The sequence below is a fragment of the Kitasatospora sp. CB01950 genome (assembly GCF_001905465.1).
Classification (GTDB): Bacteria; Actinomycetota; Actinomycetes; order Streptomycetales; family Streptomycetaceae; genus Kitasatospora.
Map to the genome: position 1 here is coordinate 265,795 of NZ_LISX01000001.1, position 11,743 is coordinate 277,537.

An 11,743-nucleotide genomic window follows, 5' to 3' on the forward strand; every position below is an offset into this window, starting at 1 on the left:
TGGGGGGATGACCCAACAGCGGCGGTTGATCGTGCTGCGGCACGCCAAGGCGGACTGGCCGGACGTCCCGGACGAGTTGCGCCCGCTGGCCGAGCGCGGCCGGGCCGACGCGGCGGCGGCCGGGCGCTGGCTGGCCGCGCACGCGCTGGTGCCGGACCGGGTGCTGTGCTCGACGGCGGTGCGGACGCGGCAGACCTGGGAGTTGGCGGAGCCGGCCCTCGGGGGTACGCCCGAACTCGTCCTGGAGCCGCGGGCGTACCGGGCGGGTGCGGACGAACTGCTCGGGCTGGTACGGGAGTTGCCGCCGATGGTGCGGACGGTGCTGCTGGTCGGGCACCGGCCGGAGGTGCAGGAGCTGGTGCTGGAGCTGGCCGGGGAGCGGGAGAGCGAGCCGTTGCGGCGGGTGCGGGAGAAGTTCTCCACGGCCGGCATCGCGGTTCTGGAGGTGCCCGGGGAGTGGAGTCAACTCGGTCCGGGAAGTGCCGAGTTGACCGAGTTTGCGGTGCCGCGTGGCTGACTTGTCGGGCGTGATAGGGATGGGGCATGCGCTTCGACTCCGTGCCCAAGCCGCCCGCCGTGGCCGTCCGCCCGCAGGACGGGCGCGGCTATCCGGTGCCCGCGATCACCCCGTGGGAGGGCGATGCCCCGCAGTTCGGGCTGACCGACTACGAGCGGTCCGCCGCCTGTGCGCGGGAGCGGCTGTGCTCGGTGTGCAACACGCTGATGCCGCGGGGCCCGGTGTGGCGGGTGGTCGGCGGGGAGGAGGCGGCCGCGATCGGCGAGGCGCTGGCGGCCGGGCTCCCGTACCGGAACATGGCGCCGACCATGGAGGCTCCCGGGCACCGGGCGTGCATGCTGTACGCCACGATGGTCTGTCCGTACCTGGGGCGGCCGAACGCCCGCCGCCACGTGACGGCCGACCGGGCGGAGGCCCCGGACGACCTGACCGCGCACGTGGTGCGCGGGGCCGCCCGGGGCGAGCTGGGCGCCGTGGTGGGCTTCGCGGACTACGAGTTCGCGATCACCCCGAGCCGGGTGCTGTTCCGTTTCATCGACCCGGTGGAGTGGCTCCCGTACGACGTCGCCGACGAGCAACTCCCGCATTTGCAGGAGGAGTTGAAGCGGGAAGATCAGCCGCGGTAGGCGGGCGCGGGAAGGTCAGCCGCGGTAGGCGGGCAGGCCGACCGTGTCGGTGACCTTCTCGGCCTTTCCGCCCTTGACGGACACGGTGTAGATGCCGTCCGGGCCGCGGAACGCCACGTTCTTGCCGTCGTGCGAGATCACCGGCTGGGTGTAGTCGGCGTTGGCGTCCGGGGTCAGGTCGACCTCCTTGGAGCCCTGCTCCTTCGCCATGGCGAAGATGTGGCTGTGGCCGTTCGACGAGCGGACGAACACCAGCTCGCCGTCGTCGGCGATCGCGGGCTGCGAACCCTTGGTGAGCACGCCGCCGTTGGTACGGCTCAGCACGTCGTGGTAGTACACCTGGTTGTCGTTCTTGTTGGCGTACACCGTCATGCCCGCCTGGCCGGCCGAGTTCGGCCACAGGTTCCCGGTGTCGGGGAGGGTCTTCTGGTCCTCGCTGTCGCCGACGCGCAGCGGCTCCGGCTTGGCGTTGGCCTTGGCCTCGACGGACAGCAGGCGCAGTGCCTTCTTGTCGTCGGCGGTGAACAGCAGGAAGGTGCCGGCGCCGTGCGGCTCGTCCGGGCCGTAGACCTGCCAGGTCGGGTGGGACCAGGTGGTGCCCGACGGGGCCTTGGCGACCACGGTCTTGTGGCCGCCGTCCGGGTCGGAGATCTCCAGGTTGCCGTTGCCGTCGACGAACGCGGCGTGCTTGCCGTCCGGGGACCAGGCCAGGTCGCGGACGACGGTGCCGAAGTCGACGGCCTTGCCGTCCATCAGCACGGTGTTGGTGCCGGTGCTGACGGTCAGCCTGGTGCCGGCGGTCTTGTTCAGCTTGCCCCCCGCGGTGGGCGCGGACGAACCCTCGGCGCCGGCGCTCGGGGCGTCCGCGGCCGGGCTGTCGGCGGCCTTGCTGGGCGCGGCGGTGGTCGCCGGGCTGTCGCCGCCCTCCGGGTCGCAGGCGGTCAGCAGCAGCGCCGACCCGGTGGTGACGGCGGCCACCAGCAGGGCGGCCGCGGACCGGCGCAGACGGATGCGTTCGCTCATCGAAGATTCCCCCATGGAACTGATCTGCGTGCGGCAGCGGCCCGATCGGTGACCGGGCCGCCGCCATGATGGCATGTGTCTCGTACACATCCTGTCAGTTCGCACCAACGGCCTTGACTGCGGCGGCCGTTCAGGATGCCGGCGGCTCGGCGGCGGCTTGTCGCAGCAGGTGCGAACCGGGACGGACCGGGGCGTCAGCCGCGGAACGCGGGCAGGCCCACCGTGTCGCTGACCTTCTGCGGGGTGCCGCCCTTGGCGGGCACGGTGTAGATGCCGTCCGGGCTGCGGAAGGCGACGGTCCTGCCGTCGTGCGAGAGGACCGGCTCGGTGTAGTCGGCCGAGGCGCGCGGGGTGAGGTCGCGCTCCTGGTGGGAGTCGACGGACCGCTCGAAGATGTGGCTGTGCCCGTCGACCGAGCGGACGAACACGATGTCGCCCTCGTCGTCGGCGGCCGGCTGGGACCCCTTGGTGACGGCGGCGCCGTCGAGCCGCGTGTACTCGTCGCGGATGTACACCTGGCCGTCGTCCTTGTTGGCGTACACGGCCGAGCCGTGCGAGCCGGTCGCGTTCGGCCACAGGTTGCCGGCCTGCGGCACGCCCGGGCCGCCGTCGATGTCGGACGTGATCAGGCGGAGCGCCGCGGGGGTGGCGCCGGCGTGGGCGGGGACGGTGAGCAGGCGCAGCGTGTCGTGGTCGTCGGCGGTGAGGAGCAGGTTGTTGCGGCCCGGGTCGATCGAGTCGGGGACGGTGACCTGCCAGGTCGGGTGGGACCAGGTCTGGCCCGAGGGGGCCTTGGCGATCAGCACCTTGTGGCTGCCGTCCGGGTCGGAGGTCTGCAGGTTGCCGTTGCCGTCGACGAACGCGGCGTGCTTGCCGTCCGGGGACCACGTCAGGTCGCGGACCACGGTGCCGAAGTCGACGGCCTTGCCGTCCATCACCACGTACCGGGTGCCGTTGCTGATGGTCAGCCCGGTGCCCTTGGTGAGGTTCAGCGCGGCCTTGGTCGGCGTGGTGGAGGGCGTGGCGGCCGGGGCGGACGCGGAGCCGGTGGGCGTGGTCGACGCGGCGGCGGACGGGGTGGCGGAGCCGCCGGCGGAGGACGAGGGCGAGGCCGAGCCGGCGGCGGACGGGGAGGTGGACCGGGTCGGCGCGGCGGTGCCGGACTTCGCGTCGGCCGCGTCGGCCGACGGGTCGCAGGCGGTGAGCAGCAGAGCGGAACCCGCAGTGATCGCGGAGACGAAGGCGACGGCGGCGGAACGGCGGAGGCGGGCGCGCGCGGACATGGAAGGTTTCCCCCGGAAGCAGTGAGTGATGGTGGCTTCGCCCGGTCCGTTCCGCGCTCTGCTGCGCTGTCGTTCGGGCGTTGACCAAAGATAGTCAGCCGGATGACCCGGGACCGTGTGTGCACTGTCACTGCCCTGTAACCGGCGTTCGAGAGCCCGTTTCCGAGTGGTCCCAGGGTTGGTGACGACCCGTCGGGTGGCGGTCGCGCGCGTCGCCGGGAAACCGGGGCGGTCGCTGGCTAGCGTGGCCAGCGCACGTGGTCGTGCCCGTGGCCGGTCCTTTGCCGGGCCGCGGATTCCCGATCCCCGACAGCGGAGCGAGAGGCACCATGGCTGCGCAACCCGAAGGCACCCCGGTCTGGGCGGACGCGATGTTCACCGACCTGGAGGGTGCGAAGAGCTTCTACGGCGAGGTGCTGGGCTGGACGTTCGGCGAGTCCTCGACCGAGCACGGCAACTACACGCAGGCGTTCCGGGACGGCAAGGCGGTGGCCGCGATCGTCCCGCCGCCGCCCGGGCACGGCGAGGCCCGGTCCACCTGGGTGCTCTACCTGGCCTCGCCGGACGTCCGGGCCACCGCGGAGCGGATCCGGGCGGCCGGCGGCACCCTGCTGCTGGAGCCGATGCAGGTCGGCGCCTTCGGGTCGATGGCGGTCGCCACGGACCCGGGCGGCGTGCTGTTCGGCGTCTGGCAGGGCGGGGAGCACACCGGCTTCGAACTGCGCGACGTGCCTGGCAGTTACGGCTGGGCGGAGGTGTTCACCCGGGACCCGGACGCCGCGAACACCTTCTTCCCGCAGGTCTTTTCGTACGGGGTGCGGAAGCTCGTCGACGAGAAGGTCGAGTACCGGCTCTTCACCGTCGGCGGCAGGGAGGTGCTCGGGTCGATGGCGATGACGCCCGAAGTGCCCGCGCAGGTACCGTCGTTCATCAGCATCTACTTCATCGTGGAGAACTGCGACGCCGCGGTCGAGCGGGTCGCCAAGGCCGGCGGGCAGCTGGTGTTCGGGCCGATGACCAGCCCGTTCGGGCGGTTCGCGTCGTTCGTGGACCCGCAGGGCGCGGCGTTCTCGCTGATCGACCCGGGGGCCGCGGAGGGCGAGCCGCCGTCCACGGTGGAGGTGTCCTGATGGTCACGCCGCGGCCCGAACCCACCGGCGAGCGGGCCGATCTGCTGGCCTCGCTCGACAAGCACCGGGGGTTCCTGCGCTACACCGTCCGCGGGCTGACGGACGACCAGGCCCAGCAGCGCACCACCGTCAGCGAACTCACCCTCGGCGGGTTGGTCAAGCATGTCGCGGGGGTCGAGGAACGCTGGATGCGGTTCGCCATCGGCGGCGCGGAGGCGATGCGTTCCGAGGGCGCGCCGACGGACGCCGGGGCCTGGGCGGAGCAGTTCCGGATGCTGCCCGGCGAGACCCTGGACGTCCTGCTGGAGCGCTACCGGGCCGTTGCCGAGCACACCGACGGCCTGGTCGCCACCCTCGACCTGGACGCCGTCCACCCCCTGCCGTCCGCCCCCTGGTTCGAACCGGGTGCGGCCTGGAGCGTCCGCCGGGTCCTGCTGCACATCGTCGCCGAGACCGCACAGCACGCGGGCCACGCCGACATCCTCCGCGAGGCGCTGGACGGGCAGCGCACCATGGGCTGAGTCGGTCCGCGACGTGCAGGACCAACTTGCCCTGGAGGCGGCCCTGTTCGGTGCGGTGGCGGGTGGGTCGGTGGTGGGCGGCTGCGGCTCTGGACGGGGCGGTGCGGGGGGTCAGTCGGCGTCGAGGACGGTCCGGTAGTAGTCGATTTTGTCGCGCAGGTGGGTGCGTTGGCGTGCCAGCAGGGTGATCTGGTCGTTGACGGCGGTGTCGTGCTTCTCCAGCAGGGCGATCCGGTCGCGGAGGCTGTCCGGGTGGTCGGTGCGGGCGAGTTCGGCGTAGCGGCGCATGTCGGCGATCGGCATGCCGGTGTCGCGCAGGCAGCGCAGGATGCCCAGCCAGGCCAGGTCGTCGGGGGTGAAGCGGCGGTGGCCGCTGGTGGCGCGGGTGATGGAGGTGAGCAGGCCGATGCGCTCGTAGTAGCGCAGGGTGTCCAGGCTGAAGCCCGAGCGTTCGGCGGCCTCGGCGGGGGTGAGCAGCTGCTGAGTCGTCACGGGGCCGATTCTGCCTGCTTGTTGGGCGCGGTGCAGCGGACGAAGCGTTCGCCCCAGGCGGCCATCAGGGCGGCGAGTTCGGGCGGGGAGACGATCTGGAAGTCGACGTCCAGGGAGCCGACGGCCATCGCGGGCCAGTCCAGCGACTCGGCGTTCATCAGGAGGCGGCAGCGGCCCTCGTCGACCTCCTCGATGTCGGACCAGTGGCCGATCCGCTGCCGGACGGTCGCCGCCGGGGCGTCGATCAGCACTTCGACGCGGTGCGGGCGGGACTGGGCGTTCAGGCCGGCCCGGACGAACTCGGCGGCGTCGGCGGCCGGCAGGGTGCGGGGGCGGAAGTGGGCGCCGGTCGGGGCGGGCGCGGTGAGCCGGTCGAGGCGGAAGGTGCGCCAGTCGTGCCGGACGAGGTCGTAGGCGACCAGGTACCAGCGCCGGCCCAGTCGGACCAGGTGGTGCGGCTCGGTGTGGCGCTCGCCGGTGCGGCCGTCCGCGGTGCCGTACTGGAAGCGCAGGCGTTCGGTGTCGCGGCAGGCGAGGGCGGTGGCGGTGAGGGTGTCGGGGTCGATGCGGTCGTCGGCGGTGTCCCGGCCGCGCCAGACGCCCGGCACGGTGACGGTGCGCAGCGCGTCGACGCGGCGGCGCAGGCGGGTCGGCATCACCTGCACCACCTTGGCCAGTGCCCGCACCGAGGCCTCCGCGATGCCCTCGACCGGGCCGTCGGCCGCTGCCTGGAGTCCGACGGCCAGCGCGACCGCCTCCTCGTCGTCGATCACCAGCGGCGGCAGGGCGGCGCCGGCGGCGAGCTGGTAGCCGCCGTCCACGCCGCGCCGGGCTTCGACCGGGTAGCCGAGCTCGCGCAGCCGGTCCACGTCGCGGCGCAGCGTGCGGGCCGAGACGCCGAGGCGGGTGGAGAGTTCCTCGCCGCTCCAGTAGCGGTGGGACTGGAGCAGGGTGAGCAGCCGCAGGGTGCGGGCACTGGTGTCGGCCATGACTCCGGATCCTCTCGCAATTGCGGCCGGAAACTGGCCGCAATGGCCCCTAGTGTGGAACACGAGCGAGCGGGACGGCGCCGAGAACGCGCCGAACTCCCTTGTGTTGAAACGCTGTTGATGTGCTTACGAGAGGCGAGACGATGACCGAGACCACCGAGACCCCCGTCGGCCAGTACCCCGTCGCCACCGCCACGGACGAGCGGCCGACCGGCGAGCAGGCCGAGCTGCTGGACGCGCTGCGGGCGGCCCGGCACTTCCTGCGGCTGACCGCCCGCGACCTGGACGACGAGCAGGCCGGGCGGCGCACCACCGTCAGCGAGCTGTGCATCGGCGGCCTGATCAAGCACGTCAGCTCGGTGGAGCGGACCTGGGCGGCGTTCATCGAGTTCGGGCCGTCCGTGATGCCGGACTTCATGAGCTTCACCGAGGCGGACTACGAGCAGCGCGCCGCGGAGTTCCGGATGCTGCCCGGCGAGACCCTGGCCGGGGTGCTGACCGCGTACGAGACCGTCGCCCGGGCCACCGACGAGCTGGTGTCGAACCTGTCCGACCTGGGCGTCTCGCACCCGCTGCCGCCCGCGCCGTGGTTCCAGGCCGACACGGCCTGGTCGGCCCGTCGCACGCTGATCCACATCGTCGCGGAGACCACCCAGCACGCCGGGCACGCCGACATCATCCGGGAGGCGATCGACGGGGCGAAGAGCATGGGCTGAGGTTCGGACGGGCTGCGGCCGCCGCGTCACGACCCCGGGGGCTGGGGTGGTGGCGCGGCACGGCGGCCTGGTGCGGACGGCGCGGACGGCGTGCTGGGCTGCCCGGGCGAGGCGACCCGGAGGCGGGCGGGCGGACTCTCGGCAGCGCGGGCCGGGCGCCTCCGGACCTTAGGCTGACGGGATGTCTGCTCCTCGTCTGCGCCGGGTCGCCGTGCTGGTCCTCGACGGTGCGAAGCCGCTCGACGTCGGGATCCCGGCGCAGGTGTTCTCCACCCGCGCGAGCATGCCGTACGAGGTGCGGGTGTGCGGCGCGGCGCCCGGGCTGGTGGCGGGCGGGGACGGACTGTCGTACCACGTGGCGCACGGGCTGGAGGCGCTGGAGTGGGCGGAGTCGGTGTTCGTGCCCGGCTACCGTCACCCCGACCGGGACGACCCGCCGGCCGCCGTGGTCGAGGCGCTGTGCGCGGCGCACCGGCGCGGGGCCCGGCTGGCGGCGATCTCCACCGGGGCGTTCGCGCTGGCCGCGACCGGGCTGCTGGACGGCCGCCGCGCCACCACGCACTGGCACTACACGCGGGCGCTGGCCGCCAAGTATCCGCAGGTGCGGGTGGACGAGAACGTGCTGTTCGTGGACGAGGGCAGCGTGCTCACGTCGGCGGGCGCGGCGTCCGGCATCGACCTGTGCCTGCACATGCTGCGCCGGGACCTCGGGGTGGCGGCGTCCAACCACACCGCGCGGCGGCTGGTGGCCGCGCCGTACCGCAGCGGCGGTCAGGCGCAGTACGTGCCGCGCAGCGTGCCCGAGCCGATCGGGGAGCGGTTCGCCGCCACCCGGGAGTGGGCGCTGCACCGGCTGGACGAGCCGCTGACGGTACGGACGCTGGCCCGGCACGCCGCGGTCTCGCCGCGCACCTTCTCCCGGCGGTTCGTCGAGGACACCGGGTACACGCCGATGCAGTGGGTGCTGCGAGCCCGCGTCGATCTCGCCCGTGAGCTGCTGGAACGTTCCGAGCGGAGCGTAGAGCGGATCGCCGCGGAGACCGGTCTCGGTACCGGGGCCAACCTGCGCACGCACTTCCAACAGATCCTCGGGACCACGCCGAGCGAGTACCGGCGGACGTTCGCCAAGGGGGAGTGAAAGCGCTTTCCGGAGGCGACGGGAAAGCGTTTTCCCGCTGCCGCGGGGGCCTGGCACGATCCTTGCGAACCGTGGCACTGACGCCACTGCCACGGGCCGGGCGGGCGGGCGAGAGTGGAGGAGTTCACTCAGCGCACAGGAGGGCACTTCCCATGACCCGCATCGCCATCAATGGATTCGGCCGCATCGGACGCAACGTGCTGCGCGCTCTGCTGGAGCGCGACAGCAAGCTGGAGGTCGTGGCCGTCAACGACCTGACCGAGCCCACCGCGCTCGGCCGGCTGCTGGCCTACGACACCACCTCGGGCCGGCTCGGCCGCCCGGTGACCGTCGAGGGCGACGTGCTGGTGGTGGACGGCCGTCGGATCAAGGTGCTCGCCGAGCGCAACCCCGCCGACCTGCCGTGGGCCGCGCTCGGCGTGGACCTCGTGCTGGAGGCCACCGGCCGGTTCACCTCCGCGGACGCCGCCCGCGCCCACCTGGCGGCCGGCGCGAAGAAGGTCCTGGTGTCCGCGCCGTCCGACGGCGCCGACGTCACCCTCGCCTACGGCGTCAACACCGAGGCGTACGACCCGGCCGCGCACACCATCGTCTCCAACGCGTCCTGCACCACCAACGCGCTGGCCCCGCTGGCCGCCGTCCTCGACGAACTGGCCGGCATCGAGCACGGGTTCATGACCACCGTGCACGCCTACACCCAGGAGCAGAACCTCCAGGACGGCCCGCACCGCGACCCGCGTCGGGCCCGCGCCGCCGCCGTCAACATCGTGCCGACCACCACCGGCGCCGCGAAGGCGATCGGCCTGGTGCTGCCGCAGCTGGACGGCAAGCTGTCCGGCGACTCGATCCGGGTGCCCGTCCCGGTCGGCTCGATCGTGGAGCTGAACACCACCGTCTCCCGCGACGTCACCCGCGAGGAGGTGCTCGCCGCCTACCGCGAGGCCGCCGCCGGCAAGCTGGCGGGCGTCCTGGAGTACTCGGACGACCCGCTGGTCTCCTCCGACATCACCGGCAACCCGGCGTCCTCGATCTTCGACTCGGAGCTCACCCGGGTCGAGGGCCGGCACGTCAAGGTGGTCGCCTGGTACGACAACGAGTGGGGTTTCTCGAACCGGGTGATCGACACCCTGGAGCTGCTCGCCGCGAACTGACGCGCGTGGCAGAGGGCCCGTACCGCGATGCGCGGTGCGGGCCCTCTCGCGTGCGTGCGGGTCAGTGCGTCGGCAGGTCGAACGCGGCGGCGGCGACCTGGTACTGGGCGGCGAAGGAAGCGCCCGCGCGGGAGGTCGGAGTGAAGGAGTAGACCAGGTCGCGGGAGCCGTCGCGGGTGGCGAAGACGGCGCTGGTGTACCCGGGGCGGCTGCCGGTCTTGCCCCAGAACTCGACGCCGGGGGCGGGGGAGAAGCGCATCAGGCCGGTGCTGAAGCAGGCCCGGCCGGTGGTGGGGCCGATGTCGCAGTGGTCGTTCTGGTTGTTCGGCACGTCCGGGACGGCGAACAGTTCGGCCTGCTGGGCGGGCGGCAGCAGCTTGCCGTGCAGCAGCGCGGACATGAAGCGCTCCAGGTCGGGCGCGGTGGAGATCATGCCGCCCTCGGCCCAGGGCCAGGGGCTCTGCTCGGTCACGTCCGCCAGGCCGGTGCTGCCGTCCGGGCGGGTGACGGTGAGGACGGCGTGCGCGGTCGGGTTCGGCAGCGCGGTGTCGTCGACGCCCGGCGCCCAGGTGTGGTGCAGGCCGAGCGGGCGCAGGATCCGGGCACCGACCTCGTGGCCGTAGCTGTGGCCGGTGACCTGCTCGATCAGCAGGCCCGCCAGGTAGTAGTTGACGCCGTTGTACTGCTGGGCCTTGCCCGCGTCGAACGCCTTCGGGTTGAGCATGATCCGCCGGACCACCTCCTGCGGGGTGAAGCTGTCGCTCGCGTGGGCGGCGAACCACTCCGGGGTGCCGTCGTCGGGGAACTGCCCCAGGCCGTTCGGCAGGCCGCTGGTGTGGTTGAGCAACTGCCGTACGGTGACCGCGGAGTAGGCCTCCGGCAGGGTGTTCGGCGGCAGGTACCGCACGGCGGGGCCGTCCAGGTCGACCCGGTGCTCGGCGGCGAGCTGGAGGACCACGGCGGCGGTGAAGACCTTGGTGATGCTGCCGATCCGGAACTCGCCGTCCGCCTTCACCGGCCGCCCGGTCGCCGGGTCGCCCACCCCGGAGGTGCCCGACCAGCGGCCGCCCTCGCCGCCCACCAGCACGACGGCGCTGGTGAGTTGGTCGCTGGGCAGGCCTGCGATGGACGCCTTCAGGGCGGCCGCGTTCGGCGGCGTCGCGGCGGTGAACGGGCCGGCGGCAGCGGACGGGCTCGCGGCGGTGGGCAGGCTCGCGGGGGCGGTCGGTGCGGCGGTGGCCACGCCGGCGGTGAGGCCCACCACCAGTGCGCCGATCGCGGCGGTGGCTGCCAGCTTGCGTCCCGTGGTCTTCATGCTCGTCCCCCATGTTCCTCAACAGCCGCTCCCGATGAGCGCGTTGACGTGGGAAAGTCTTCCGTCCGGCCGTTCCGTGGTCATCCGGGACGAACCCTGAGCGGCCCCGGAGGTCGGACCTCGGGGCCGGCTCAGGGGTGGCTCAGGGGCGGGTCGACCAGGTGGTGCTGCCAGGCCCAGGCGGCGATCTCGACGCGGTTGCGGGCGCCGAGCTTCTGCTGGACGGCGGTCAGGTGGCTCTTCACGGTGCTGAGGGTGATGAACAGGTCGGCGGCGATCTCCTGATTGGTGCGGCCCCGGGCGATGGCGCGGACCACCTCGGTCTCGCGGGCGGAGAGCGGGCGGCCGGGCGGGCGGCCCAGCACGGTGGGTGCCGGGGCGGGGGCGAGGCCGCGCAGCAGACGGAGGGTCAGGGACGGGGAGATCAGGGCGTCGCCGGCGTGCGCGGCCCGGACGGCCTCGATCAGCAGCGCGGGCGCCGCGCCCTTGAGGACGAACCCGACCGCGCCGGCGTGCAGCGCGCCGTGCACGTACTCGTCGAGGTCGAAGGTGGTGACGACGACCACCCGCAGCGGGTCGGCGACACCCGGACCGGCCAGCGCGCGGGTCACGTCGATGCCGTCCAGGCCGGGCATCCGGATGTCGACCAGGCAGACGTCGGGCCGCAGCCGGCGGGCGAGTTCGACCGCCTCGGCGCCGTCGGAGGCCTCGCCGACGACGGTCAGGTCGTCCTCGTCCTCCAGGATCAGGCGCAGGCCGCTGCGGATCATCGCCTGGTCGTCGGCGAGCAGGATGCGAATGGTCATCGGGGGGCGCTTTCGGGGACGGGCGGCGGGGTGGGG

13 protein-coding genes are annotated in these 11,743 nt (G+C 73.2%); 7 read left to right on the plus strand and 6 right to left on the minus strand.

From position 1 onward, the window contains the following. Positions 1-7: 7 nt before the first annotated feature. Together AMK19_RS01200 and AMK19_RS01205 are read left to right on the plus strand one after the other, a co-directional pair. The gene (locus tag AMK19_RS01200; protein WP_073807310.1) at positions 8-517 is read left to right on the plus strand and encodes a SixA phosphatase family protein; all 510 of its coding nucleotides are present in this window, start codon (positions 8-10) and stop codon (positions 515-517) included. Between the two features lie 26 nt (positions 518-543). Then, positions 544-1,143, plus strand: a complete 600-nt coding sequence (locus AMK19_RS01205; protein WP_073807311.1) for a hypothetical protein — start codon at positions 544-546, stop codon at positions 1,141-1,143. 15 nt (positions 1,144-1,158) lie between these two features. On the opposite strand, the gene AMK19_RS01210 is transcribed toward AMK19_RS01205, so the two are convergent. Further along, on the minus strand, positions 1,159-2,166 hold the full coding sequence (locus AMK19_RS01210) for a TolB family protein (RefSeq protein ID WP_073807313.1): 1,008 nt from the start codon (positions 2,164-2,166) through the stop codon (positions 1,159-1,161). A 194-nt stretch (positions 2,167-2,360) separates the two neighbouring features. Continuing rightward, a complete protein-coding gene (locus AMK19_RS01215; RefSeq protein WP_073807314.1) occupies positions 2,361-3,449 on the minus strand; it encodes a PD40 domain-containing protein in 1,089 nt (362 codons plus the stop codon). A 329-nt stretch (positions 3,450-3,778) separates the two neighbouring features. Here AMK19_RS01215 and AMK19_RS01220 point away from each other — a divergent pair, with 329 nt between their 5' ends. Beyond that, positions 3,779-4,579, plus strand: coding sequence for a VOC family protein (locus AMK19_RS01220; RefSeq protein WP_073807316.1), 801 nt, complete (start codon positions 3,779-3,781; stop codon positions 4,577-4,579). Then, positions 4,579-5,100, plus strand: a complete 522-nt coding sequence (locus tag AMK19_RS01225) for a DinB family protein (protein WP_073807317.1) — start codon at positions 4,579-4,581, stop codon at positions 5,098-5,100. Before AMK19_RS01220 ends, AMK19_RS01225 begins: the two co-directional genes overlap by 1 nt. 111 nt (positions 5,101-5,211) lie before the next feature. Here AMK19_RS01225 and AMK19_RS01230 read toward each other — a convergent pair whose 3' ends face one another. Together AMK19_RS01230 and AMK19_RS01235 are read right to left on the minus strand one after the other, a co-directional pair. Then, positions 5,212-5,592 (minus strand): MerR family transcriptional regulator, encoded by a 381-nt coding sequence (locus AMK19_RS01230; RefSeq protein ID WP_073807319.1) that lies wholly within the window; start codon positions 5,590-5,592, stop codon positions 5,212-5,214. Further along, positions 5,589-6,581 carry a helix-turn-helix transcriptional regulator gene (locus AMK19_RS01235; protein WP_073807321.1) on the minus strand — a complete coding sequence of 331 codons (993 nt, stop codon included), beginning with the start codon at positions 6,579-6,581 and terminating at the stop codon, positions 5,589-5,591. Before AMK19_RS01235 ends, AMK19_RS01230 begins: the two co-directional genes overlap by 4 nt. 143 nt (positions 6,582-6,724) lie before the next feature. On the opposite strand from AMK19_RS01235, the gene AMK19_RS01240 reads away from it, so the two are divergent. From AMK19_RS01240 to gap, 3 genes are all read left to right on the plus strand, one after another. Further along, on the plus strand, positions 6,725-7,297 hold the full coding sequence (locus AMK19_RS01240) for a DinB family protein (protein ID WP_073807323.1): 573 nt from the start codon (positions 6,725-6,727) through the stop codon (positions 7,295-7,297). Between the two features lie 181 nt (positions 7,298-7,478). Beyond that, positions 7,479-8,435: a GlxA family transcriptional regulator gene (locus tag AMK19_RS01245; RefSeq protein ID WP_073807324.1), complete on the plus strand. Its 957-nt coding sequence runs from the start codon at positions 7,479-7,481 to the stop codon at positions 8,433-8,435. A gap of 152 nt (positions 8,436-8,587) precedes the next feature. Then, positions 8,588-9,586 carry a type I glyceraldehyde-3-phosphate dehydrogenase gene (gene gap, locus AMK19_RS01250; RefSeq protein WP_073807326.1) on the plus strand — a complete coding sequence of 333 codons (999 nt, stop codon included), beginning with the start codon at positions 8,588-8,590 and terminating at the stop codon, positions 9,584-9,586. Between the two features lie 61 nt (positions 9,587-9,647). Here gap and AMK19_RS01255 read toward each other — a convergent pair whose 3' ends face one another. Then, positions 9,648-10,901, minus strand: coding sequence for a serine hydrolase domain-containing protein (locus tag AMK19_RS01255; RefSeq protein WP_073807328.1), 1,254 nt, complete (start codon positions 10,899-10,901; stop codon positions 9,648-9,650). A 131-nt stretch (positions 10,902-11,032) separates the two neighbouring features. Further along, positions 11,033-11,707 (minus strand): response regulator, encoded by a 675-nt coding sequence (locus AMK19_RS01260; protein ID WP_073807329.1) that lies wholly within the window; start codon positions 11,705-11,707, stop codon positions 11,033-11,035. Between the last annotated feature and the right edge of the window lie 36 nt (positions 11,708-11,743).

Coding starts and splice junctions, on each gene's coding strand:
- AMK19_RS01200 (WP_073807310.1), top strand. CDS start 8: ATGACCCAACAGCGGCGGTTGATCGTGCTGCGGCACGCCAAGGCGGAC.
- AMK19_RS01205 (WP_073807311.1), top strand. CDS start 544: ATGCGCTTCGACTCCGTGCCCAAGCCGCCCGCCGTGGCCGTCCGCCCG.
- AMK19_RS01210 (WP_073807313.1), bottom strand. CDS start 2,166: ATGAGCGAACGCATCCGTCTGCGCCGGTCCGCGGCCGCCCTGCTGGTG.
- AMK19_RS01215 (WP_073807314.1), bottom strand. CDS start 3,449: ATGTCCGCGCGCGCCCGCCTCCGCCGTTCCGCCGCCGTCGCCTTCGTC.
- AMK19_RS01220 (WP_073807316.1), top strand. CDS start 3,779: ATGGCTGCGCAACCCGAAGGCACCCCGGTCTGGGCGGACGCGATGTTC.
- AMK19_RS01225 (WP_073807317.1), top strand. CDS start 4,579: ATGGTCACGCCGCGGCCCGAACCCACCGGCGAGCGGGCCGATCTGCTG.
- AMK19_RS01235 (WP_073807321.1), bottom strand. CDS start 6,581: ATGGCCGACACCAGTGCCCGCACCCTGCGGCTGCTCACCCTGCTCCAG.
- AMK19_RS01240 (WP_073807323.1), top strand. CDS start 6,725: ATGACCGAGACCACCGAGACCCCCGTCGGCCAGTACCCCGTCGCCACC.
- AMK19_RS01245 (WP_073807324.1), top strand. CDS start 7,479: ATGTCTGCTCCTCGTCTGCGCCGGGTCGCCGTGCTGGTCCTCGACGGT.
- gap (WP_073807326.1), top strand. CDS start 8,588: ATGACCCGCATCGCCATCAATGGATTCGGCCGCATCGGACGCAACGTG.
- AMK19_RS01255 (WP_073807328.1), bottom strand. CDS start 10,901: ATGAAGACCACGGGACGCAAGCTGGCAGCCACCGCCGCGATCGGCGCA.
- AMK19_RS01260 (WP_073807329.1), bottom strand. CDS start 11,707: ATGACCATTCGCATCCTGCTCGCCGACGACCAGGCGATGATCCGCAGC.